General features: G+C 72.3%; 20 protein-coding genes and 1 pseudogene. 5 read left to right on the top strand and 16 right to left on the bottom strand.

Annotated elements, in window-relative coordinates:
* Positions 1 to 21 precede the first annotated feature (21 nt).
* The 7 genes from HCN08_RS11790 to pgsA form a co-directional block, all read right to left on the bottom strand.
* A complete protein-coding gene (locus HCN08_RS11790; protein WP_167982944.1) occupies positions 22 to 774 on the bottom strand; it encodes a YebC/PmpR family DNA-binding transcriptional regulator in 753 nt (250 codons plus the stop codon).
* 64 nt (positions 775 to 838) lie between these two features.
* Entirely contained in the window at positions 839 to 1,429 is a 591-nt protein-coding gene (gene pdxT / locus HCN08_RS11785; protein ID WP_167982943.1) for a pyridoxal 5'-phosphate synthase glutaminase subunit PdxT, read from the bottom strand.
* 14 nt (positions 1,430 to 1,443) lie between these two features.
* On the bottom strand, positions 1,444 to 2,355 hold the full coding sequence (gene pdxS / locus HCN08_RS11780) for a pyridoxal 5'-phosphate synthase lyase subunit PdxS (RefSeq protein WP_167982942.1): 912 nt from the start codon (positions 2,353 to 2,355) through the stop codon (positions 1,444 to 1,446).
* 144 nt (positions 2,356 to 2,499) lie between these two features.
* Entirely contained in the window at positions 2,500 to 3,051 is a 552-nt protein-coding gene (locus HCN08_RS11775) for a LemA family protein (protein WP_167982941.1), read from the bottom strand.
* Between the two features lie 11 nt (positions 3,052 to 3,062).
* A complete protein-coding gene (locus tag HCN08_RS11770; RefSeq protein WP_167982940.1) occupies positions 3,063 to 4,223 on the bottom strand; it encodes a glycosyltransferase family 4 protein in 1,161 nt (386 codons plus the stop codon).
* Complete coding sequence (locus tag HCN08_RS11765; protein ID WP_167982939.1) at positions 4,220 to 5,221, bottom strand: phosphatidylinositol mannoside acyltransferase; 1,002 nt, start codon at positions 5,219 to 5,221, stop codon at positions 4,220 to 4,222. Before HCN08_RS11765 ends, HCN08_RS11770 begins: the two co-directional genes overlap by 4 nt.
* Positions 5,218 to 5,892, bottom strand: coding sequence for a phosphatidylinositol phosphate synthase (gene pgsA / locus HCN08_RS11760; RefSeq protein WP_167982938.1), 675 nt, complete (start codon positions 5,890 to 5,892; stop codon positions 5,218 to 5,220). The genes HCN08_RS11765 and pgsA overlap by 4 nt, the downstream gene beginning before the upstream one ends.
* A gap of 346 nt (positions 5,893 to 6,238) precedes the next feature.
* Here pgsA and HCN08_RS11755 point away from each other — a divergent pair, with 346 nt between their 5' ends.
* Both HCN08_RS11755 and HCN08_RS11750 read left to right on the top strand, forming a co-directional pair.
* On the top strand, positions 6,239 to 8,443 hold the full coding sequence (locus HCN08_RS11755) for an elongation factor G-like protein EF-G2 (protein WP_167982937.1): 2,205 nt from the start codon (positions 6,239 to 6,241) through the stop codon (positions 8,441 to 8,443).
* 157 nt (positions 8,444 to 8,600) lie between these two features.
* A complete protein-coding gene (locus HCN08_RS11750; protein WP_167982936.1) occupies positions 8,601 to 10,253 on the top strand; it encodes a hypothetical protein in 1,653 nt (550 codons plus the stop codon).
* Positions 10,254 to 10,277: 24 nt separating this feature from the next.
* Here HCN08_RS11750 and HCN08_RS11745 read toward each other — a convergent pair whose 3' ends face one another.
* Entirely contained in the window at positions 10,278 to 10,835 is a 558-nt protein-coding gene (locus HCN08_RS11745) for an HIT family protein (RefSeq protein WP_167982935.1), read from the bottom strand.
* A gap of 66 nt (positions 10,836 to 10,901) precedes the next feature.
* On the opposite strand from HCN08_RS11745, the gene HCN08_RS11740 reads away from it, so the two are divergent.
* On the top strand, positions 10,902 to 11,561 hold the full coding sequence (locus tag HCN08_RS11740) for a potassium channel family protein (protein WP_167982934.1): 660 nt from the start codon (positions 10,902 to 10,904) through the stop codon (positions 11,559 to 11,561).
* A 27-nt stretch (positions 11,562 to 11,588) separates the two neighbouring features.
* On the opposite strand, the gene thrS is transcribed toward HCN08_RS11740, so the two are convergent.
* The 5 genes from thrS to HCN08_RS11715 all read right to left on the bottom strand — a co-directional run bounded on the left by thrS (position 11,589) and on the right by HCN08_RS11715 (position 17,395).
* Positions 11,589 to 13,571, bottom strand: a complete 1,983-nt coding sequence (gene thrS, locus HCN08_RS11735) for a threonine--tRNA ligase (protein ID WP_167982933.1) — start codon at positions 13,569 to 13,571, stop codon at positions 11,589 to 11,591.
* 145 nt (positions 13,572 to 13,716) lie between these two features.
* Positions 13,717 to 13,953 carry a hypothetical protein gene (locus HCN08_RS11730; protein ID WP_167982932.1) on the bottom strand — a complete coding sequence of 79 codons (237 nt, stop codon included), beginning with the start codon at positions 13,951 to 13,953 and terminating at the stop codon, positions 13,717 to 13,719.
* Complete coding sequence (locus HCN08_RS11725) at positions 13,937 to 14,206, bottom strand: DUF6400 family protein (protein ID WP_167982931.1); 270 nt, start codon at positions 14,204 to 14,206, stop codon at positions 13,937 to 13,939. The genes HCN08_RS11730 and HCN08_RS11725 overlap by 17 nt, the downstream gene beginning before the upstream one ends.
* A gap of 115 nt (positions 14,207 to 14,321) precedes the next feature.
* A complete protein-coding gene (locus HCN08_RS11720; RefSeq protein WP_167982930.1) occupies positions 14,322 to 15,542 on the bottom strand; it encodes a PP2C family protein-serine/threonine phosphatase in 1,221 nt (406 codons plus the stop codon).
* Positions 15,539 to 17,395 (bottom strand): sensor histidine kinase, encoded by a 1,857-nt coding sequence (locus HCN08_RS11715; RefSeq protein WP_240970014.1) that lies wholly within the window; start codon positions 17,393 to 17,395, stop codon positions 15,539 to 15,541. Before HCN08_RS11715 ends, HCN08_RS11720 begins: the two co-directional genes overlap by 4 nt.
* 213 nt (positions 17,396 to 17,608) lie before the next feature.
* On the opposite strand from HCN08_RS11715, the gene HCN08_RS11710 reads away from it, so the two are divergent.
* On the top strand, positions 17,609 to 18,049 hold the full coding sequence (locus HCN08_RS11710; protein WP_322974390.1) for a response regulator: 441 nt from the start codon (positions 17,609 to 17,611) through the stop codon (positions 18,047 to 18,049).
* 99 nt (positions 18,050 to 18,148) lie between these two features.
* Here the strand turns inward: HCN08_RS11710 and HCN08_RS11705 are convergent, their stop codons facing one another.
* The 3 genes from HCN08_RS11705 to HCN08_RS11695 form a co-directional block, all read right to left on the bottom strand.
* Positions 18,149 to 18,589: a hypothetical protein gene (locus HCN08_RS11705; RefSeq protein WP_167982929.1), complete on the bottom strand. Its 441-nt coding sequence runs from the start codon at positions 18,587 to 18,589 to the stop codon at positions 18,149 to 18,151.
* Positions 18,590 to 18,801: 212 nt separating this feature from the next.
* Positions 18,802 to 19,848: a mechanosensitive ion channel family protein gene (locus HCN08_RS11700; RefSeq protein WP_167982928.1), complete on the bottom strand. Its 1,047-nt coding sequence runs from the start codon at positions 19,846 to 19,848 to the stop codon at positions 18,802 to 18,804.
* 212 nt (positions 19,849 to 20,060) lie between these two features.
* A complete protein-coding gene (locus HCN08_RS11695; RefSeq protein ID WP_167982927.1) occupies positions 20,061 to 20,549 on the bottom strand; it encodes a GNAT family N-acetyltransferase in 489 nt (162 codons plus the stop codon).
* Between the two features lie 162 nt (positions 20,550 to 20,711).
* Here HCN08_RS11695 and HCN08_RS11690 point away from each other — a divergent pair.
* Positions 20,712 to 21,013: pseudogene (locus HCN08_RS11690) on the top strand (IS5/IS1182 family transposase); the annotation flags it as partial.
* Positions 21,014 to 21,090: the final 77 nt, after the last annotated feature.

Genomic DNA, 21,090 nt, shown 5'->3' with positions numbered 1-21,090 from the left:
CCGGCCCGCCCTGTGCCGCCGTCAGGCGTCGACCTTCTCCATGACCTCGTCCGAGACGTCGAAGTTGGCGAAGACGTTCTGCACGTCGTCGCTGTCCTCCAGCGCGTCGATGAGCTTGAAGATCTTGCGGGCGCCGTCCTCGTCCAGCTCCACCTGCATGGTCGGCAGGAAGTTCGCGTCCGCGGAGTCGTAGTCGATGCCCGCCTCCTGGAGCGCCTTGCGCACCGGCACCAGGTCGGTGGCCTCGCTGATCACCTCGAAGGACTCGCCGAGGTCGTTGACCTCCTCGGCGCCGGCGTCCAGGACCGCGCCGAGCACGTCGTCCTCGGTCAGCTCCGCCTTGGGGACGATGACCACGCCCTTGCGGTTGAACAGGTACGACACCGAGCCCGGGTCGGCCATCGAGCCGCCGTTGCGGGTCATGGCGACCCGGACGTCGGAGGCGGCGCGGTTGCGGTTGTCGGTCAGGCACTCGATGAGGACGGCGACGCCGTTCGGCCCGTAGCCCTCGTACATGATCGTCTGGTAGTCGGCGCCGCCGGCTTCCAGGCCCGCACCGCGCTTGACCGCGCTGTCGATGTTCTTGTTCGGGACCGAGCTCTTCTTGGCCTTCTGGATCGCGTCGAAGAGCGTCGGGTTGCCGTCGGGGTCCGCGCCACCGGTCCTGGCGGCGACCTCGATGTTCTTGATCAGCTTCGCGAAGAGCTTGCCGCGCTTGGCATCGATCACGGCCTTCTTGTGCTTCGTCGTAGCCCATTTAGAGTGGCCGGACATCCGACAGTCTCCTTCGCGTCACCCAGTGCTGTTCTTCGGCTCGGTCGATCCTACCGGGACGGGATCACCCCGCGGCGCGCACGGCGGACACGAAGAGTTCATGCACGCGGTGGTCGCCGGTCAGCTCCGGATGGAACGAGGTGGCCAACAGGTTGCCCTGCCGCACCGCCACGATGTGGCCGCGGTGCTCGGCCAGCACCCGCACCTGCGCGCCGACCGACTCGACCCAGGGGGCGCGGATGAAGACGCCCTCGACGGGGCCGCCCTCGACGCCGGCCACGTCCACGCCGGCCTCGAAGGACTCGTTCTGCCGGCCGAAGGCGTTGCGGCGCACGATCATGTCGATGCCGCCGAAGGTCTCCTGCCCGGACCTGGGGTCGAGGATCTTGTCGGCGAGCATGATCAGGCCCGCGCACGTGCCGTAGACCGGCAGCCCGCCCCGTATCGCGGCGCGCAGCGGCTCCGTGAGGCCGAACAGCGCGGCGAGCTTGGAGATGGTGGTGGACTCCCCGCCCGGCACGACCAGGCCGTCGATCCCGGCCAGTTCCTCGGCGCGGCGGACCGGGCCGGCCGCGGCGCCCGCCGCGGCCAGCGCCGCGAGGTGTTCGCGTACGTCGCCCTGGAGGGCGAGCACGCCGATGGTGGGACGGGTCATCGGTGGCTCCGGCCTCACCAGCCGCGCTTGGCGTAGTGCTCGGACTCCGGCAGCGTGTCGATGTTGATGCCGACCATGGCCTCGCCGAGGTTGCGGGAGGCGTCCGCGACGACCTTGGGGTCGTCGAAGAAGGTGGTGGCGCGGACGATCGCGGCGGCGCGCTTGGCGGGGTCGCCGGACTTGAAGATGCCGGAGCCGACGAAGACGCCCTCGGCGCCGAGCTGGCGCATCAGAGCCGCGTCCGCGGGGGTGGCCACACCGCCGGCGGAGAACAGCACGACGGGCAGCTTGCCGAGCTCGGCGACCTCCTTGACCAGCTCGTACGGGGCGCGCAGCTCCTTGGCCGCGGCGAACAGCTCGTTGTTGTCCAGCGAGCGCAGCCGGCCGATCTCGCCCTTGATCTGCCGCAGGTGGCGGACGGCCTCCACGACGTTGCCGGTGCCGGCCTCGCCCTTGGAGCGGATCATGGCCGCACCCTCGGCGATCCGGCGCAGTGCCTCGCCGAGGTTGGTGGCGCCGCATACGAAGGGGGTGGTGAAGGCCCACTTGTCGGAGTGGTTGACCTCGTCGGCGGGGGTCAGCACCTCGGACTCGTCGATGTAGTCGACGCCGAGCGACTGCAGGACCTGCGCCTCGACGAAGTGGCCGATGCGGGACTTGGCCATCACCGGGATGGAGACGGCGCCGATGATGCCCTCGATCATGTCCGGGTCGGACATCCGGGCCACCCCGCCCTGCACGCGGATGTCGGCGGGGACCCGCTCCAGCGCCATGACGGCGACGGCTCCGGCGTCCTCGGCGATCCGCGCCTGCTCCGGCGTGACGACGTCCATGATCACGCCGCCCTTGAGCTGCTCGGCCATGCCGCGCTTGACGCGCGCGGTGCCGGTCTCGGGGGTGCTGCCGGTGGACGGTGTGGTGGACACGTGTGACCTCACTCGCTGACGTGGACGGATGGGTACGCAAAGGGGCGGTTGCCACCCCGGTCTACCACCGGGGCCTCAAGAATGGTCCGGCCGGACGGGGCGGCGGAAAAGGGCCAATTCGCCGCGGGTGGCTCCCGCCACAGGTCAGGGCGCGGGGGCGCCTTCTGCGGTCAGCGGCGCGGGCGGCTCGTCGTCCATCTCGAAGGCCAGCGGGAAGGGCGCGTGCCCGGCCAGCCGCAGCCAGCGCACCACCCGGTGCTCACGGACGGCGCGGGCGGCGCGTACCGCGTCGTTGTGGAAGCGGCGGGCCATCGGCACCCGGCGCACCGCCTGGGTCAGCTCGCCGATCGCGGCGGTCCCGCCGGGGGCCGCGCCGACCTCGGCGACCGCCTCGGCGTCGGCGAAAACCGCCCGCAGCGCCTGGCTCAGTTCACTCTCGGCCACTTCGCGCTGCTCGGGCTCGGCCTGCCGGGCGGCGTGCGCGGACTCGTACAGCACGATCGAGGCCGCCGGGTCCAGGACGCCCGCGGTCGCGAGCTCCTGCGCGACCGAGGCGCGGCGCAGCAGCTGGGCGTCCAGCGCGGCGCGGGCGGCGTCGATACGGGCGTGCAGCCGGTCCAGGCGCCCCGCGGTCCAGCTCAGGTAGAGGCCGACGGCGACGAGCGCGACCGCGATCCAGATGATGGTGGTGGTCACGGGCGGCAAGGCTACCGGCGTGTCGGGCCGAAGAAGCCGCGCAGCCGGGTGCGCTCGTCGGTGGCCACGCGCGCGGCGCCGTCGGCGACGGTCTCGTACACCGCGAGGATGTCGGCGCCGACCGAGGACCAGTCGAAGCGCCGTACGTGCGCCCGGCCCCGCTCGCTGAGCGCGGCGCGCCGCTCGGGGTCGGCGAGCAGCCGCAGCGCGGCGGTGGCGAGCGCGTCGGCGTCCTCGTTGGCGAACAGCTCGCCGGCGGTGCCCTGCGCGAGGACCTGCGCGAAGGCGTCGAGGTCGCTGGCGAGCACGGGGGCGCCGGCCGACATCGCCTCGACCAGGATGATGCCGAAGGACTCGCCGCCGGTGTTGGGGGCCACGTACAGGTCGACGCTGCGCAGCAGCCGCGCCTTGTCCTGGTCGCTGACCATGCCGAGGAATTCGACCCGGCCGCGCATGTGCTCGGGCAGCGTGGCGACGGCCTCCTCGGTGTCGCCGCGGCCGGCGACCAGCAGCCGGGTGTCCGGCCTGGCCCGCAGGATCGCCGGCAGGGCCCGCATCAGCACGGGCAGGCCCTTGCGGGGCTCGTCGATACGGCCCATGAAGCCGATGGTCCCGCCCTGCCATTCGGGGCGGGGCTCGGCGCGGGCGAAGAAGTCGACGTCGACGCCGTTGGGGATGACGACCGCGTCGCCGCCGAGGTGTTCCACCAGCGTGCGCCGGGCGTACTCGCTCACCGCGATACGCGCCCTGATCTTCTCCAGCGCGGGCTGCAGGATCGGGTAGGCGGCGATCATCGCCCGCGAGCGCGGGTTGGAGGTGTGGAAGGTCGCCACGATCGGCCCCTGCGCGGCCCAGCAGGCCAGCAGGCCGAGCGAGGGCGAGCTGGGCTCGTGGATGTGCACGACGTCGAAGCCGCCGTCGTGCAGCCAGCGCCGCACCCGGGCGGCCGACAGCACGCCGAAGTTCAGCCGGGCGACCGAGCCGTTGTACGGCACCGGCACCGCGCGGCCGGCGGAGACGACGTACGGGGGCAGCGGTGTCTCGTCGTCGGCCGGGGCGAGGACGGACACGTGGTGGCCGAGCCCGATGAGGTGCTCGGCCAGGTCGCGGATGTGGAACTGGACGCCGCCGGGGACGTCCCAGGAGTACGGGCAGACGATCCCGATCCTCACGCGCTCCCCGCTTCCCCGGTTCCGCGGGCCTCCTGCGCCGGCTGCGCGCCGGCCTCCGCGGGCGGTGCCTTCGGCGTACGGGGCCGCAGGTCGTCCAGCCACAGCCGCTGGAGCATGTGCCAGTCCTGCGGGTGCGCGGCGATGCCGGCGGCGAACGCGTCGGCGAGCTGCTGCGTCATCACCGCGGTGCGCCGCGCCCGGTCGCCCTCCGCGGGCACCACCACCGGCTCGTGCACGGTGCCCTGCATGACGGGCGAGTCGTCGTACCACAGCGTGACCGGCAGCAGCAGCGCGCCGGTCTGCTGGGCCAGCAGCGCGGGTCCGGCCGGCATGCGGGCCCGGCCGCCGAAGAAGTCGACCTCGACGCCGGAGGTGGACAGGTCCCGGTCGGCGACCAGGCACACCAGGCCGCCGTCGCGCAGCCGCCGGGCCAGCGTGCCGAAGGCGCTGCCCCCGGTGTGCGGCAGCACCTCCATGCCCAGGCCCTCGCGGTAGGCGACGAAGCGGTCGTAGAGCGTCTCGGGCTTGAGGCGCTCGGCGACCGTCGCGAACGGTGTCTCCAGCTTGGTGGTGACCCACGCGCCGGCCAGGTCCCAGTTGGCCATGTGCGGCAGGGCGAGTATCACGCCCTTGCCGGCGGCAAGGCCCCCGGTGAGGTAGTGCACGTTGGAGGGCGCGAAGCCGCCGCGGATGCGGTCCTTGCTCCAGGCCGGCAGCCGGAAGGACTCCATCCAGTACCGCAGGTAGGAGCGCATCCCGGCGCGCGACAGCTCCCGCAGCGCAGCGGCGTCGGCGTCCGGCACGACCCGCGCCAGGTTGGACTCCAGCCGCAGCACGCCCTTGCCGCGCCGCCGCCAGGCCGCGTCGGCGACGGTACGGCCGAGGGCCCGGGCGGCGGGTTCCGGCAGCGTCTTGACGGCGCTCCAGCCGGCTCCGTACAGGCCGTCGACCAGGCTGCCCCGGAGCGCGGCGGCCCGGGAGGGGCCGTCGCCGGTCATACGCCGCTCCGCTGCTCGCGGCCGGCCGGCGGCGACGCGGCGTCCGCCTCGGCGGCCTCGCGGCGGACGGTGACCACGCGCTGGATGAGGGTGACGAAGCTGCCGGCGGCGACGACCCACAGCGCGACCGGCAGCAGGTACTGGATGCCGGGCACGCCGAAGGTGCGGTGGAAGCCGGACAGGCCGCACAGCACCAGCGTGATGACCAGCCGCTCGGACCGCTCGACCAGGCCGTTGACGTCGACCGGCAGCCCGATGGCCTCGCCGCGCGCCTTGGTGTACGACACCACCTGGCCGCTGGCCAGGCAGAACAGCGTGACCGCGCACAGCGTGAGGTTGTCGCCGTCGCCCGCGTACCACAGGGCGAGGCCGCCGAAGACGGCCCCGTCGGCGACCCGGTCGAGGGTGGAGTCCAGGAAGGCGCCCCAGCGGCTGGAGCGGCCCATCTGGCGGGCCATGTTGCCATCGACCAGGTCGGAGAAGACGAACAGGGTGATCACGACCGTGCCCCAGAAGAACTGGCCCCTGGGGTAGAAGGCCAGCGCGCCGGCCACCACGCCCGCGGTGCCGACCAGCGTCACCGCGTCCGGGCTCACCCCCCTGCGCAGCAGGAACGCGGCGAACGGCGTGAGGACACGCGTGAAGAAAGCACGCGCGTACTTGTTCAGCATGGTCTTCCCGACAAGGTCGCAGGACGTGAGCGCGGCGGCCTGGGCCGCCGCCGGTGGCAGCGAGGGTCCGCCGCCGGATGGCCCATCGTAGCCAGCCCCCGCCGGCCCGACGCGCCAGGCACCGCCGGGACCCCCGCACCCCCCATACAGCACGCCGCGGCGACCGCCCGGCGACCGCCGCCGGTACGACGTATGGACGCGACCTGACCGGCGTGGGAAGGTCGAAGGACCGCGGGCGTCGTCGAGGCCGCCTCGGCACTGCGCGGTCCTTCCACGGCGTCCTGGAGCGCGCCCCCTCGTGAGGGCGCGGACCGGTGAGCGAGCAGGACCCGGGAGGCGAGTGCACATGGGTGCAGCCGACAGGAAAGACGGACAGCCAGGGGCCGCCGGAAGGGCACCGGCGGCCGACCGCCCCGGCAAGGTGCGCAACGTGGTGCTGGTCGGCCACAGCGGAGCAGGCAAGACGACCCTGGTGGAGGCGCTGGCGCTGGCCACCGGCGCGGTCAACCGGGCCGGCCGGGTCGAGGACGGCGGCTCGGTCTCCGACCACGACGAGATCGAGCAGCGGCAGGGCCGCTCGGTGCAGCTGTCCCTCGTGCCCGTCGGCTGGGACGGCATCAAGATCAACCTGCTGGACACCCCCGGCTACGCCGACTTCGTCGGTGAGCTGCGGGCCGGGCTGCGCGCCGCCGACGCGGCCCTCTTCGTGGTCTCCGCCGCGCAGGACGGCGAGGGCGTCGGCGGCCCGACGCGCATGGTGTGGGACGAGTGCGCGGCCGTCGGGATGCCGCGGGCGGTCGTCGTGACGCACCTGGAGTCGGCGCGGGCCGGCTTCGAGGAGACCGCGGCGCAGGTCGCCCGGGAGCTCGGCGGCGACGACCCGGACGCGGTGCTGCCGCTCTACCTGCCCGTCCACGGCCCCGAGGGCCCCGACGGCCACGCGCCCGTGACGGGCCTTGCCGGGCTGCTCAGCCGGCGCGTCCACGACTACTCCTCGGGCGAGCGCACCGAGCGCGACCCGGAGGACGGCCTGCTGCCGCGGCTGGCCGAGGCCCGCAACCGGCTGATCGAGGGGATCATCGCCGAGAGCGAGGACGAGACGCTGATGGACCGCTACCTCGGCGGTGAGGACGTCGACGTCGGCACCCTGGTCGGCGACCTGGAGCGGGCCGTCGCCCGCGGCAGCTTCCACCCGGTGCTCGCCGCCGCCCCCGCCGCCCCGCACGCCCGGCAGGGCCTGGGCACGGTGGAGCTGCTGGAGCTGGTCACCGGCGGCTTCCCCACCCCCCTGGAGCGGGCCGTGCCGCCGGTCACCACCCCGGACGGCGAGCGCCGCGAGCTGGCCTGCGACCCGCAGGGCCCGCTGGCCGCCGAGGTCGTCAAGACCACCTCCGACCCGTACGTCGGGCGGCTCAGCCTGGTGCGGGTCTTCTCCGGCACGCTGCGGCCCGACGACACCGTGCACGTGTGCGGGCACGGCATGGAGGACCGCGGGCACCAGGACCACGACGTGGACGAGCGGGTGGGCGCGCTGTCGTCCCCGTTCGGCAGGCAGCAGCGCCCGGTGCCCTCCGCCGTGGCCGGGGACCTGGTGTGCGTGGCCAAGCTGGCGCACGCCGAGACCGGCGACACCCTGTCGGACAAGGACCACCCGCTGCTGATGGAGCCCTGGCAGATGCCCGACCCGCTGCTGCCGGTGGCGATCGAGGCGCACAGCAAGGCCGACGAGGACAAGCTCTCCCAGGGCCTGGCCCGGCTGGCCGCCGAGGACCCCACGATGCGCCTGGAGCAGAACCCGGCGACCGGCCAGGTCGTGCTGTGGTGCCTGGGCGAGGCGCATGCCGATGTCGCCCTGGAGCGCCTGCGCGGGCGCTACGGCGTCCAGGTCGACGCGGTGCCGTACAAGGTGCCGCTGCGCGAGACGTTCGGCGCGACCGCCACCGCGCGCGGCCGGCACGTCAAGCAGTCCGGCGGGCACGGGCAGTTCGCGATCTGCGACATCGAGGTGGAGCCGCTCCCGGTGGGTTCCGGCATCGAGTTCGTCGACAAGGTCGTGGGCGGCTCGGTGCCCCGGCAGTTCGTGCCGTCCGTCGAGAAGGGCGTACGCGCCCAGGCTGCCCGCGGGGTCGCGATGGGCTTCCCCGTCGTCGACATCAGGGTGACGCTGTCGGACGGCAAGGCGCACTCCGTCGACTCCTCCGACGCCGCCTTCCAGACCGCGGGCGCGCTCGCCCTGCGGGAGGCCGCCGCCGGCTGCCGCATCGACCTGCTGGAGCCGGTCGACGAGGTCGGCGTGCTGGTGCCGGACGCGTATGTGGGCCCGGTGATGAACGACCTGTCCTCGCGCCGCGGCCGGGTGCTGGGCACCGAGCCGGCCGGCCCCGGCCGCACCCTGGTGCGCGCCGACGTGCCCGAGCTGGAGATCGGCCGCTACGCGGTGGACCTGCGGTCGCTGTCGCACGGCACCGGCCGGTTCAGCCGGCACTACGCCCGGCACGAGCCGATGCCGGCCGCACTCGCGGCCAGGATGCGGGCCCGCGAGGACGCCTGACGGTCCGTCGCCCGGGTACGGCGGCCCGCGGGCGACCCCCGCGGGCCGCCGTACGCCGCTAATCTGGTGACTGCTCCGAACGTGTGAGGCCGTTCCCCACGGGGAATGGGCCGGTCGGAGCCGGCGTGTGCGGCGTGACGGCGGACTGGGGGCATTGGTGACGAGCGGCTTCGACTTCAGCCCCGGGGCGCAGGTCCCGCTCACGGGCTCCGACGGCGAGACCGGCGCGACGCAGGCGCTGTCCTCGGTGGCGTACCGCGACTCCGCGATGACGACGCTGGTCGAGATCAACGAGGACACCAAGATCAAGGGCCCCCGGCTGTCGCTGTTCGAGCCGAACCTCGGCGAGGCGTGGTCCCGCGCCATCACGGTGCGGATGCTGGGGGCCGCGCGCGGCGAGCTCGTGCAGTCCTTCGGCATCGAGCCGCAGACCGTCGTCGAGCACTGCCTGGCCGCCAACCGCATCCGGCAGGAGCGCGACACCCGGCTGACCGTCCTCATGGGCGTCTTCGGGGTGCTCTTCCTGCCCGGCGTGCTGCTGTGGCTCGGCGCGTTCCAGCTGCGCAAGTCGCTGGCCAGCGCCAGGGCCGGCGGCAAGCGCTACGGGGTGCTCGGCGGCGCCGTGCTGGCCGTCACCGTGGTGCTGGCCGCGCTGTTCGCGATCCGGCCGCCGTTCTCCGGCTTCTGGCAGCTGTACTTCCGGATCATGATGATCGCCCCCGTCATCGGCTGGTTCTGGGCCAAGCGGATCTGCGAGCGCACCGCGAAGGACCTGCGCGACCGCTGGGGGGGCCTGGCCGGCGGCAGCGGCGTCGCCGCGAAGATCCCCGAGGCGGTGCCGCGCAACCCCAACCAGGTGCGCGCCGAGAAGCTGCGGCAGGCGCTGGTGAAGCTGGGCACCGAGCAGGCCAGCAACGTCGTCTTCTACGCCGGCGGCACCAAGGGGATACTCGGCATGGGCAGCCGCTGGGGCAGCTGGCACATGGCCGAGGAGCTGGTGCCGGCCGAGGGCGTCACCGACATCAACCCCTTCCGCAGCTGGGACGTCATCCGGGCGATCCACGACCGGCTGCGCATGCTGGAGCGCACCCCGCTGCACACCGGCGGATTCACCAAGCCGTCGATACGGCACTGGGTCGTCGTCCAGACCACCGAGAAGGCCGGCAAGATCTCCCGGCCCACCGGCACCGAGGTCGAGGGCTACACCGTCAAGGACTTCGAGATCCAGCGGATCTGCAACACCCAGCAGTTCGGCAAGGGCAACCGCCACTACCTGGGCATCCAGTTCACCTTGTGGGACGGCAACCTCGTCATCACCTTGATGACCACCGTCACCGTGCTCGCCCACACCCTGCGGGTGGATGTCACCGCGCACGCCCTCGGCCCGATCAACGGGCTGTTCACGTCGGGCCCTTCGGCCAAGACCAAGACGGTCAGCAAGCCGGTGAAGTTCTGGGAGACCAAGTCGGTCAACCTGCCGCTGATCGACTCCACCGAGGTCGTCCGGCTCGCCGCCCGCGCCCCGCTGACCTGGTTCCCGTCGATCCTGGACCACCTCGGCGGCACCCTGACCCTGCCCGAGCCGTTCGGCCTGCGCCACACCTGGGCCGAGAAGCTGTGGCCGCACCGCTTCATGGCCGACGACGCGCTGCGCGCCGCGACCCCCGTACTGCGCGCCGTGCACGCCGCGGCGATCCAGGTCATGGCGGAGAACGGCGTGGACACCTCGCACTTCACCAGCCGCTCCTCCGGCCTGAGCGGCGCGGTCCAGGACGCGGCGCCGAAGAAGGCCGACGTCTACGACGCGTAGCGGCGGCGCAGGTGCCGGGAGAGGTCAGCGCGGCCAGGAGTCGGCGAGCATCTTGCGGGTGTCGGCGAGCAGTTGGGGCAGCACCTTCGTCGCGCCGACGACCGGCATGAAGTTCACGTCGCCGCCCCACCGCGGCACCACGTGCTGGTGCAGGTGCGCGGCGATACCGGCGCCGGCCACCGCGCCCTGGTTCATGCCGATGTTGAAGCCCTGCGCGCCGGACGCGGTGCGCAGCGCCGTCATCGCCCGCTTGGTCAGATCGGCGAGCTCCAGCGTCTCCGGCTCGTCCAGCTCGGTGTAGTCGGCGACATGCCGGTACGGCACGAGCATCAGGTGGCCGCTGTTGTACGGGTAGAGGTTGAGCACCGCGTAGACATGCGTGCCGCGCGCGATGACCAGCCCGTCCTCGTCCGACTCGGCCGGGATCGCACAGAACGGACATCCGTCGCCGGCCCCGGGACCGGTGGGCTTGTTCTCGCCCTGGATGTACGCCATACGGTGCGGGGTCCACAGCCGCTGGAAAGCGTCCGGCGCCCCCGCTCCGTTCCTGTGCTCCGGCTCACTCGTCATGCCGCTCAGCATAGGACTTCCCCCCGGGGGCGCGTGTCGCCGGGCCCGGCGCCGGGCTCGTACCGCGATCCTGGGCCGATGGAGGAGGACGTCCGGCTGCTGCGCTGGGAGAACCGCACCGAGATCCCGCTGTTCGTGCTGGGCCTGGTCTACCTCGCCGCCTACGCCGTGCACGTCCTGGCCCACGGGCTGCCGGGGGCCGCGCACGCCACGCTGCTGGCGGTGATCGGGGCGGCCTGGGCGGGCTTCCTGCTGGATTACGTGGTGCGGGTCCGGCTCAGCGGGCGGCGCTTCGGGGTGCGCTATGTCGCGACCCATCTGCTGGACACCGTCGTCCTGCTGCTGCCGCTGCTGCGCCCGCTGCGGGCGGTGGAGATCTACCAGGTGGTCCAGCGCCGCCGCGAGCAGCCGCGGATGAGCCTGTACGGCCGGGTCATCGCGTACGCGGGGATGGCGGCGCTGCTGCTGGGCTTCTCCGGCGCGCTCGCGGTCTACCAGCAGGAGCGCGGGGCGCCGCACGCCACGATCCGCACCTTCGGGGACGCGGTGTGGTGGGTGTGCGAGACGCTCACCACGGTCGGCTACGGCGACGTCACGCCGGTCACGGTGGGCGGGCGGGTCATCGCGGGTTTCCTGATGGCCATGGGCCTGGCCCTGCTCGGCGCGGTGACCGGCTCCTTCTCCTCCTGGCTCTACCAGGTCTTCGCCCGCGAGGGCGAGGTACCCCCGGGCCGCTGAGGGCCCGGGGGCGTCCGCTGCCCGCGGTCAGACCTGGACCCGGCGCTCGACGATGTCGACGAGCTTGGCCAGCGCCTGGTCACGCGGGATGCCGTTCTCCTGCGAGCCGTCGCGGTAGCGGAAGGACACCGTGCCGTTCGTCATGTCCTCATCGCCCACGATGATCATGAACGGCACACGCTGCTTCTGGTGCGTACGGATCTTCTTCTGCATCCGGTCCGAGGACGCGTCGACCTCGACCCGCAGCCCCTTGCGCCTGGCCTCGCCGGCGAACTCCTGGAGGTACGGCACATGCGCGTCGCCGACCGGGATGCCGACCGCCTGCACGGGCGCCAGCCACGCCGGGAACGCGCCCGCGTAGTGCTCCAGCAGCACCGCGAAGAACCGCTCGATCGAGCCGAACAGCGCCCGGTGGATCATGACGGGCCGCTGCCGTGAGCCGTCGGCCGCGGTGTACTGCAGGTCGAAGCGCTCGGGCAGGTTGAAGTCCAGCTGCACCGTGGACATCTGCCAGCTGCGGCCGATCGCGTCCTTGGTCTGGACGGAGATCTTCGGCCCGTAGAAGGCGGCACCGCCCGGGTCCGGGACCAGCGGCAGGCCCTGCTTCTCGGCGACCTTGCGCAGCGTCTCGGTGGCCTCCTCCCACGCCTCGTCCGACCCGACGTACTTCTCCGGGTCCTTGGTGGACAGCTCCAGGTAGAAGTCGGTGAGCCCGTAGTCGCGCAGCAGGCCCAGCACGAAGGTCAGCGTCCGGTCGAGCTCGTCGGCCATCTGCTCGCGCGTGCAGTAGATGTGCGCGTCGTCCTGCGTGAAGCCGCGGGCGCGGGTCAGGCCGTGCACCACGCCGGACTTCTCGTAGCGGTAGACCGTGCCGAACTCGAACAGCCGCAGCGGCAGTTCGCGGTACGAACGGCCGCGCGCGTCGAAGATCAGGTTGTGCATCGGGCAGTTCATGGGCTTGAGGTAGTAGTCCGTGCCCTCGTCCAGCTGCATGGGCGGGTACATGCCGTCGGCGTACCAGTCCAGGTGGCCGGAGATCTCGAACAGCGTGCCCTTGGTGGCGTGCGGGGTGTAGACGAACTCGTAGCCCTCCTCCTCGTGCCGGCGGCGCGAGTAGTCCTCCATGACCCGGCGGACGATGCCGCCCCTGGGGTGGAAGACCGCCAGGCCCGAGCCGATCTGCTCGGGGATGGAGAACAGGTCCAGTTCGGTGCCGAGCTTGCGGTGGTCGCGCTTGGCGGCCTCCTCCAGGAAGTCCAGATACGCCTTGAGCTCTTCCTTGGTCGGCCACGCGGTGCCGTAGATGCGCTGGAGCATCGGGTTCTTCTCGCTGCCGCGCCAGTACGCGGCGGCGTTGCGCATGAGCTTGAACGCCGGGATGTACCGGGTGCTGGGCAGGTGCGGGCCGCGGCACAGGTCCTTCCAGCACAGCTCGCCGGTCTTGGCGTCGAGGTTGTCGTAGATGGTCAGCTCGCCGCCGCCCACCTCGACGTCCGCGCCGTCGTCGCTGCCGGCCGCGCTGCCCTTGAGGCCGATGAGCTCCAGCTTGTACGGCTCGGCCGCCAGCTCCTCGCGGGCCTGCTCGTCGGTGACGACCCGGCGGGAGAAGCGCTGGCCGCGCTTCTGGATCTCCTGCATCTTCTTCTCGATGGCCTTGAGGTCATCGGGGTGGAAGGGCTTGTCGACGTCGAAGTCGTAGTAGAAGCCGTCCTTGACCGGCGGGCCGATGCCGAGCTTGGCCTCCGGGAACAGCTCCTGCACGGCCTGCGCCATGACGTGCGCGGTCGAGTGCCGCAGGATGTCGAGCCCGTCCTGGCTGGTGATCTCCACCGGCTCGACGGTGTCGCCGTCGGCGAGGACGTGCGCGAGGTCGCGCAGCTCGCCGCCGACGCGGGCGGCGACCACCGAGCGCTCGCCCTCGAACAGACCGGCGGCCGTCGTGCCCGTCGTGACCGTCCGCTCTTCCGGTTCGGCGGAATCGCGTCTGATGATCACACGGAGGTCTGACACCGGTCTGCTCCTGACTGAAGTCCTCGGACGGCGGCGGACGTCGCCGCACGGCTGAATCGTACCGAGCCGGAGGGTGAGCGCGGGGCGCAGGCGGGCCGTGGAGGGGCCGCGGGTGAGCTGCGGGTGGCCCGCAGCGAGGTGAGGCTCAGGGGCAGGAGGTGCGGCCCGCGACGCCGGGGCGGGTGTTCAGCGTCCACATGTGCGTGCAGCCCGGGCACTGGAGGTGGACGACCGGCCCCTTGCTGGCCAGCAGGTAGCGCCAGTGCTCGGCGCAGGTGCGGCGGCCGGCGCAGGTGGCGCAGCCGCGGGCGTCGTCGCAGCCGGGGCAGGGCACCCAGGCGCGGCGGGCGGGGTCGGCGTGCGGGTCAATGGGCAGCCGCACGGCCCGGCCCCTCCCCCGGCAGTACCCCTGCCGCGACCAGCTCGTCGTACGTGCGCCGCTGCTCCTCGTCGAGCCCGGAGTAGAGCAGGGCGTACGCCTCCTGCTCGCCGCGCAGCACCTCCACCGGGTCCCAGTCCGGGCCGAGCGCGGCCATCACCTCGGCGCGGCGCCTGGCCTCTTCCACGGTCAGGTCGATCGCGAAGGGTATGAGGCCGGCGGAGTCGTCCTGGTTCGGGGCGTTCACGGCGTTCATGGCGGGACTTCCGATCTGCGGGTTCCCTTCCATCTGTACCAGGCGGCGGCGCCACAGGGAAGGGTGGCCTAAGTCGGCGTGACGGAGATCATCCCGGGTGCCGCCGCGCGCCGGCTCAGGGTGTCCGCTGCGGCGGCAGCCGGTGGCCGGCGCCCCAGGTCAGCAGCAGGACGGCGATGTCGTCCAGGTGCCGTCCCGCGTCCATCCGCCGGGAGACGGCGGTGAGGTGGTCGATGAGGGCCTGGCCGTGCGGTTCTGGGGCCGAGCCGATGACCGAGATCAGGCCGTCGGTGCCGAGCCGCTCGGGTCCCGGCCCGGTGTGCCCCTCGGTGAGGCCGTCGGTGTGCAGCAGCAGCGCGCCGGCGGCGGGCAGCGCGATCCGGGTGGTGTGCCAGTCGTCGGTGCCGGGCAGCAGGCCGAGCGCGATACCGGGCCGGGCCTCGACCGGGGTGGCCTGGCCCTTGGCGATGAGCAGCGGCGCGTCGTGCCCGGCCAGCGTGATGTCGGCGCTGCCGGCGGCCGGGTCCAGCCGCAGGGTCGCGACGGTGGCGAACATCGCGGTGTAGGTGCGCTCGGCGACCAGAATGCGCTCCATGAGGGCGAGCAGCCCGGCGTCGCGGTGGCCGCCGAGCACCAGGGTGCGCCAGGCGATGCGCAGGCACACCCCGATCGCGGCCTCGTCCGGGCCATGGCCGCTGACGTCGCCGATGACGGCGTGCACGGTGCCGTCGGCGGTCTCGACGACGTCGAGGAAGTCGCCGGCGAGCAGCGCGCCCTCCCGCCCGGGCAGGTAGCAGGAGGTGGGCAGCACCTGCGGGTCGTCCGACAGCATCGGGACCGGCAGCAGGCCGCGCTCCAGGCGCTGGTTCTCCTGCGCGCGGTGCTGGTTGACCCGCAGCTGCGTCGCGGTCTGCTCGGCCTGCTTGCGGTGGACGGCGTAGCGGACGGCGCGGTCCAGCAGTTCGCCGGAGACCGAGCCCTTGACCAGGTAGTCCTGGGCGCCGGAGGCGACCGCCTCGGGGCCCGCGCTGTCCTCGGCGAGCCCGGTGAGCACGATCACGGCGGCGGCGGGGCAGGCCTCCTGGACCCGGCGGACCGCGCCGATGCCGGTGGCGTCGGGCAGGTGCAGGTCCAGCAGGACGCAGTCGGGCGTGGCGCGGGCGGCCTCGGCCAGGCCGTCGGTCAGGCGCTGCACCCAGTGCAGCTCGACGGTCAGGGTGGAGTCGGCGAAGTATTCCTCGACGAGCAGCGCGTCACCCGGGTCGTCCTCGATGAGCAGGACGCGCACGCTGCGGATGGCCGGGGCCGGCGCCGGCCCGGGTTCTGCGTGGTTCACCGCTGGTTCTCCTGTGCCGCGGCGGCGACCGCTGCGGGGGCCGGCCCGGGCAGCGTGAAGGCGATACGCGTCCCGGGGCTGTGGGCGGGGTCGACGGCGATGGTCCCGCCGTGGAACTCGACGATCTTCTTGCACAGGGCCAGGCCGATGCCGTTGCCGGGGTAGGCCTCGCGGGTGTGCAGCCGCTGGAAGATGACGAAGACCTGCTCGGCGAACTCCGGGCTGATGCCGATGCCGTTGTCGGCGACGGCGAAGTGCCACAGGCCGTCGTCGTCGGCGCGGGCGCTGAGGTGGATCCGCGGCGGGCGGTCGGGGCTGCGGAACTTCAGGGCGTTGGAGAGCAGGTTCTGCAGCAGCATGCCCAGCTGCGTGGCGTCGCCGGTGATGGTGGGCAGCGGGTCGTGGGTGAGCTCGGCGCCGGACTCCTCGACGGCGACGCTGAGGACGTCGGCGGTGCGCGCGTACAGCTTCTCCAGGTCGACCGAGGCCAGTTCGGTGTGCAGCCGGCCGACCCGGGAGAAGGCCAGCAGGTCGTTGATGAGGGTCTGCATGCGGTTGGCGCCGTCGACGGCGAAGCCGATGTACTGCCCGGCGCGGTCGTCGAGCTGGTCGGCGTAGCGGCGCTGGAGCAGCTGGCAGAAGCTGGCGACCTTGCGCAGCGGTTCCTGGAGGTCGTGCGAGGCGACGTAGGCGAACTGCTCCAGCTCGGCGTTGGAGCGGCGCAGCTCGGTGGCCTGCTCGTCCAGTTGCAGCCGGGCGGCGTCGGAGAAGGCGAGCTCGTGGACGAGCCGGCGGCGCATGGATTCCACGTCGCCGGCCAGTTGCCGCATGTCGGCGGGGCCGGTGGGGGTGACGGGGTGGTCGAACATGCCGTCGGCGACCAGGCGTACGTCGCTGGAGACCTGCTCCAGGGGCCGGCTGACGCCGCGGCGCAGGCCGGTGACGACGCCGGCGGTCAGGACGAGGATGACCGCGGCGATGGCGCTGAAGATCGCGTTGCGCTCGGTGTAGGCGGTGCGCAGCTGCGCGCGGGAGTGGTCGCGGGTGGTCTGGAGGGTCTGCTGGAGCCGGGTGGTGGCGGCGCGGATCCGGTCGAAGTCGCGCTTTCCCTCGTCGGCGCGCTGGGTGGCCAGGGCGACGGGCGCGCCGGGCGGGGTGGCGGCCACCGGCAGGGCGATCCGCTGCTGCCACGCCTGGGCCTGCCGCTGGAGGGCGTCGAGGTCGCGCAGGACGTCGGGCCGGTCACTCATGGTGGTGCGCAGCCGGGTGGTGTACGCGCGCTCGTCGGTGACGCCGCTGCGGTAGGGGTCGAGGAAGTCGGGCTGGCCGGTGAGGCCGTAGCCGCGGATGCCGGTCTCCTGGTCGGTGAGCGCGGACTCCAGGCGTACGGCGGTGACCAGGGAGGAGTCGGCGTCCAGGACCCGGCCGGACAGCGTCGAGGAGCGGGCGAGGACCCAGCCGCCGGCGATGCCGAGCACGAGCAGCACGGCGAGGGAGGCGGCGACGCCGGCGGTGAGCCAGCGCCGCGTGGTCCAGCGGCCGGCGGCGGGGCGGCGCGGGGGCCGCGCGGGGCGGGCTGCGGGGAGCGGGGCGGGGTCGCCGTGCGCGGCGGGCTTGGCCGTGGGAGCGGGGTCGCCGGCTGCGGCGGGCTTGGCCGCCGGGGCGGGGTCGCCCGTCGGGGCGGGCTTGCCGGCCGGGTCCGGCTGCGGCGGGGTGCCGGCGGCCGGCTCGTCCGCCGCCTGCCGCGGCGTACCGGCGTGCGGCGTGCCGGTGTGCGGTGCGGCGGCCTGGTGCGGTACGCCCGCCCGCCGCCGTACGGCGTCCGCCGCCGTCTGCTCGTCCGAGGTTGACATCCTGCCCCCATCACGGCCCGTCGTCACGTGTGTGCCGTCCTCACGGGGGTGCCGTCAGCCCTGCTGGGGGCCGTGCCCGAGGACGCCGCCGCTCCAGCTTGGCCGCGCCATCGTACCTGGACGGCGGTCGCGGTTGTCGCCGGTCGGCGGTGCTGCGTATTCTCCTTTGGCCGAGCCGGGCGGTACGGCGTACAGACCCCGAGGAGCACCGCTGTGAACTCCCTTCTTCCGCAACGCGCCTACCACGTCCTGCTGGTCGAGGACGACGCGGCCGACGCGCTGCTGATCGAGGAAGCCCTGACGGACCGGGGCATCGCCCGTGCCATAGGGCGCGCCGACGACGGCGTGGAGGCGCTGGAATACCTGCGTGACGCCTCCAACCCGCGGCCCGACCTGATCGTTCTCGATCTCAACATGCCCCGGATGAACGGCCGTGAACTGCTCGGCGTGCTCAAGCAGGACGCGGAGCTGCGCAGCATCCCGGTTGTGGTCCTCACCACGTCCTCCACGCCGGACGACGTGAGCGCGGCCTACCAGCGGCACGCCAACGCGTACGTGACCAAGCCGGTGAACCTGGACGACTTCCTGGAGTCGGTGCGCAGCATCGACCAGTTCTTCCTGGAGACCGCGACCGTGCCGCTCCAGGAGGACTGAGCCGGGGGCCGGATTCCGCGCGGCCGGTGCGCGGGCACGTAAAAGCGGACCGCTGCGGTTCTTCGCGGCGGTCCGCTTCTTACGTGGCTCCGGATGCGGTCAGGCGGTGACGGTGAGCGTCGTCCGGTAAGTGAGGACGCCGCCCTTCGTCGAGTAGACGTATACCGTCCACTTGCTGCCCTCGGTGAGGTTGCCGGTGTTCCACGGGCTCGTGTACGGCGAGTTGTGGCCGGCGGTGGTGGCCACCCGCACCGGGTTGGTCAGCAGCTCCGCCCGCAGGCCGACGCCGTCGGCGACGGTGTCCCGCACGCGGAAGGCGTCGCCGGGGTTGCTGCCGTTGGGGTTCGCGCTCCACTCGAAGTCGCCGAGCCAGGTGCTGCCGTTGTAGATCGGCACGGTCAGGATGCCGCTGGCCGCGGGGGCGACCGCCTTCGGCGTGGCGGCGGAAGCGTTTACGGTACCTGCGGTCAGAGCCAGTCCCGAGACCGCGGCGACCGTCGCGACCAGGGCGATTCCCTTTTTACGAACTTCGAAGTTCATATTACTCCTCCGTTGCGTTCTGGCGTGCGTTGCCGGCACCACGCACCCTAGGTGAACGTTTGGCACGCGACCAATGAACTTCGAGCTTCGTATGATCTTTTCCGGCCAGCAGCGGAACGCCGCGAGAATTCACATATCGCCCGCGCAAATATCCGCACATCCGGCGAAGCGTCCATTGCGCCTGGCCGAAACCCGCCCTTGGCGCTGCTCCCCTAGTCCGACATCGGGGCGCCCGGCGCGTCGGCGGTGCTGACCCGGGGCAGCGCGTACGGGTGCTCGTCGCGCAGCCACTCGATGAGCCGCTCGCGCACGATGCAGCGCAGGTCGAACAGGTCGCCGGCGTCCTTCGCGGTGACCAGCGCGCGCAGCTGCATGGTGGTCGGCGTGCTGTCGATGACGACCAGATTCCACGCCCTGCGGTCCCACTCGGCGGCCTGCTCCAGGATCTCGTGCAGCCGCTTGCGCATGGCGTCCAGCGGCGTCGCGGGGTCCACGTGCAGGAAGACCGTGCCGGTCATCTGCGGGTCGCCGCGGGTCCAGTTCTCGAACGGCTTGCTGGTGAAGTACGACACCGGCATCGTGATCCGCCGCTCGTCCCAGGTGCGGACGCTCAGATACGTCAGGGTGATCTCCTCGACGGTGCCCCACTCGCCGTCCACCACCACGGTGTCGCCGATGCGCACCATGTCGCCGAAGGCGATCTGCAGCCCGGCGAAGAGGTTGCCCAGCGTGGACTGCGCGGCCACGCCGGCGACGATGCCGATGATGCCGGCCGACGCGAGCATCGAGGCGCCGAGCGTGCGCATCTCCGGGAAGCTGAAGAGCATCGAGGCGACGGCGATGACGCCGACGATCGCGGTGAACACCCGCTGGATCAGCGTCGACTGCGTGCGCAGCCGGCGGATCTTCGCCACGTCCCGCGAGACCACCGCGTACCGGGCGTACGTCGAGTCGGTGATCGCCGCGGCGACCCGTACCGTCAGCCACGCGGTGGCGGCGATCAGCACGAGGGCGAGCCCCTCCCCCACCGCCGTGAGGTGCCCGTGCACCACATGCGCGGCCCGGTACCCGCCGCGCAGCACCGCCGCGCAGATCACCACCTGCAACGGCACCCGGCACCGCCGCAGCAGATGCCACAACGGGGTCTCCGGATGCCGCGCGTCGACCGCCTGCAACGACTTGTCCACCGCGTACCCCACGGCAACGGTGACCGCGAGCGCGGCCCCCACCACGACCAGTGGCCGCAACGCGCCTTCCATACTCACCTCTCCGTCCACTCCGCGAATCACCCCCCACGGCACCCATCTCGCGTACCCACCCACACGCGCTGAACCCTGCGAGCCCGGTCCCGCTCCCCCGCGCTCCTCGGCGGCCCGGTGGCCCGGTGGGCGAGCGCGAGCCGGTCGCGCTCCCCGGAGGGACGCCCGTACACGACCTGGGAAGCCGCGTCCACCGGGAGACCCCGGGAGGCCTACGCAAGGTCCTTCCGCATCACCGTGCACATCGTCTCGTAGCGGCGCAACGATCCATCAGGGGCTTGCTCGTCCCACGAGTCCGGCTGACGGTCGTACGCGACATAGCCCAGCCGTTCGTACAGCGCACGTGCCCGCGGGTTGGTTTCCTCCACACTGAGCTCGGCCTGCCGCAGACCGCGGTTCCTGATCCGCAGTTCTGCGGCTCCGACAAGGAACGTGCCGATCCCGCAGGACTGCAATGCGGGGTGGACCGCCAGCTGCCACAAAGTGCCGACCCCCGCCTTGACCTGGTAGTCGACACCGCCTTTCGCCACGGGGATGTCCGTTGCCGGACACACCGCAAGGTAGTCGACCCCGCCGGTCCGGACCCGCTCCAACTGCGCGGCGACGCCGGCCAGATGATGGTCAGACCCTGCCCACCCGCACGACGCCAGGTCCGCATGCACCAAATCCCGGGCTGACAGCTTCAACACAACGTTGATCACCTCACTACCTCCGGCGGGCCAGCATCCACGCCGACCACACCGGGCGCAAGGCCGTTTCCGCTGCCTCCGCCCCTGGCTCACAGGCCACTGCTGCTCAAGCAATCGAACGGTGCCAGCCACGAGAGGCCACCGCGAATAGTCGGCAGTTGAGGTGATCTTGCTGTGTCCGGTGCAATCACGGCGTCCGAGCCGTCCTGGATAGCTCCGTTCACGGGGCTGAGCCCGCGACAGTTCGGCAAGCTGGTCAACACGATGCGGCAACTCGCTCCGCTATTTGGAGTATCCAAGTCGACTCGGACCGGATAGTCGATCAGCTCGGGCCTTTGCCGGCCCTGCGGGAGCGCAAGCGATTCCGCAAGGGGGCCGTGCTGATCGTGGAGGCCAGCCTGGTTCCCACCCGTGATCACACGGTCGCCGAGCAATCGAAAAACTACCGGTACTCCACCAACCACCAGGAGGCCATACGCCTCCACAACCCCGTTCTCTCCGGACATACGAGCGAGCAGGACAACAATTGATCTCGCCCAAGCCATCCGAAGTC

Source organism: Actinacidiphila epipremni (genome assembly GCF_012034175.1).
GTDB classification, from domain to species: Bacteria; Actinomycetota; Actinomycetes; order Streptomycetales; family Streptomycetaceae; genus Actinacidiphila; species Actinacidiphila epipremni.
This window is presented reverse-complemented; position numbering and strand designations above follow the sequence as displayed.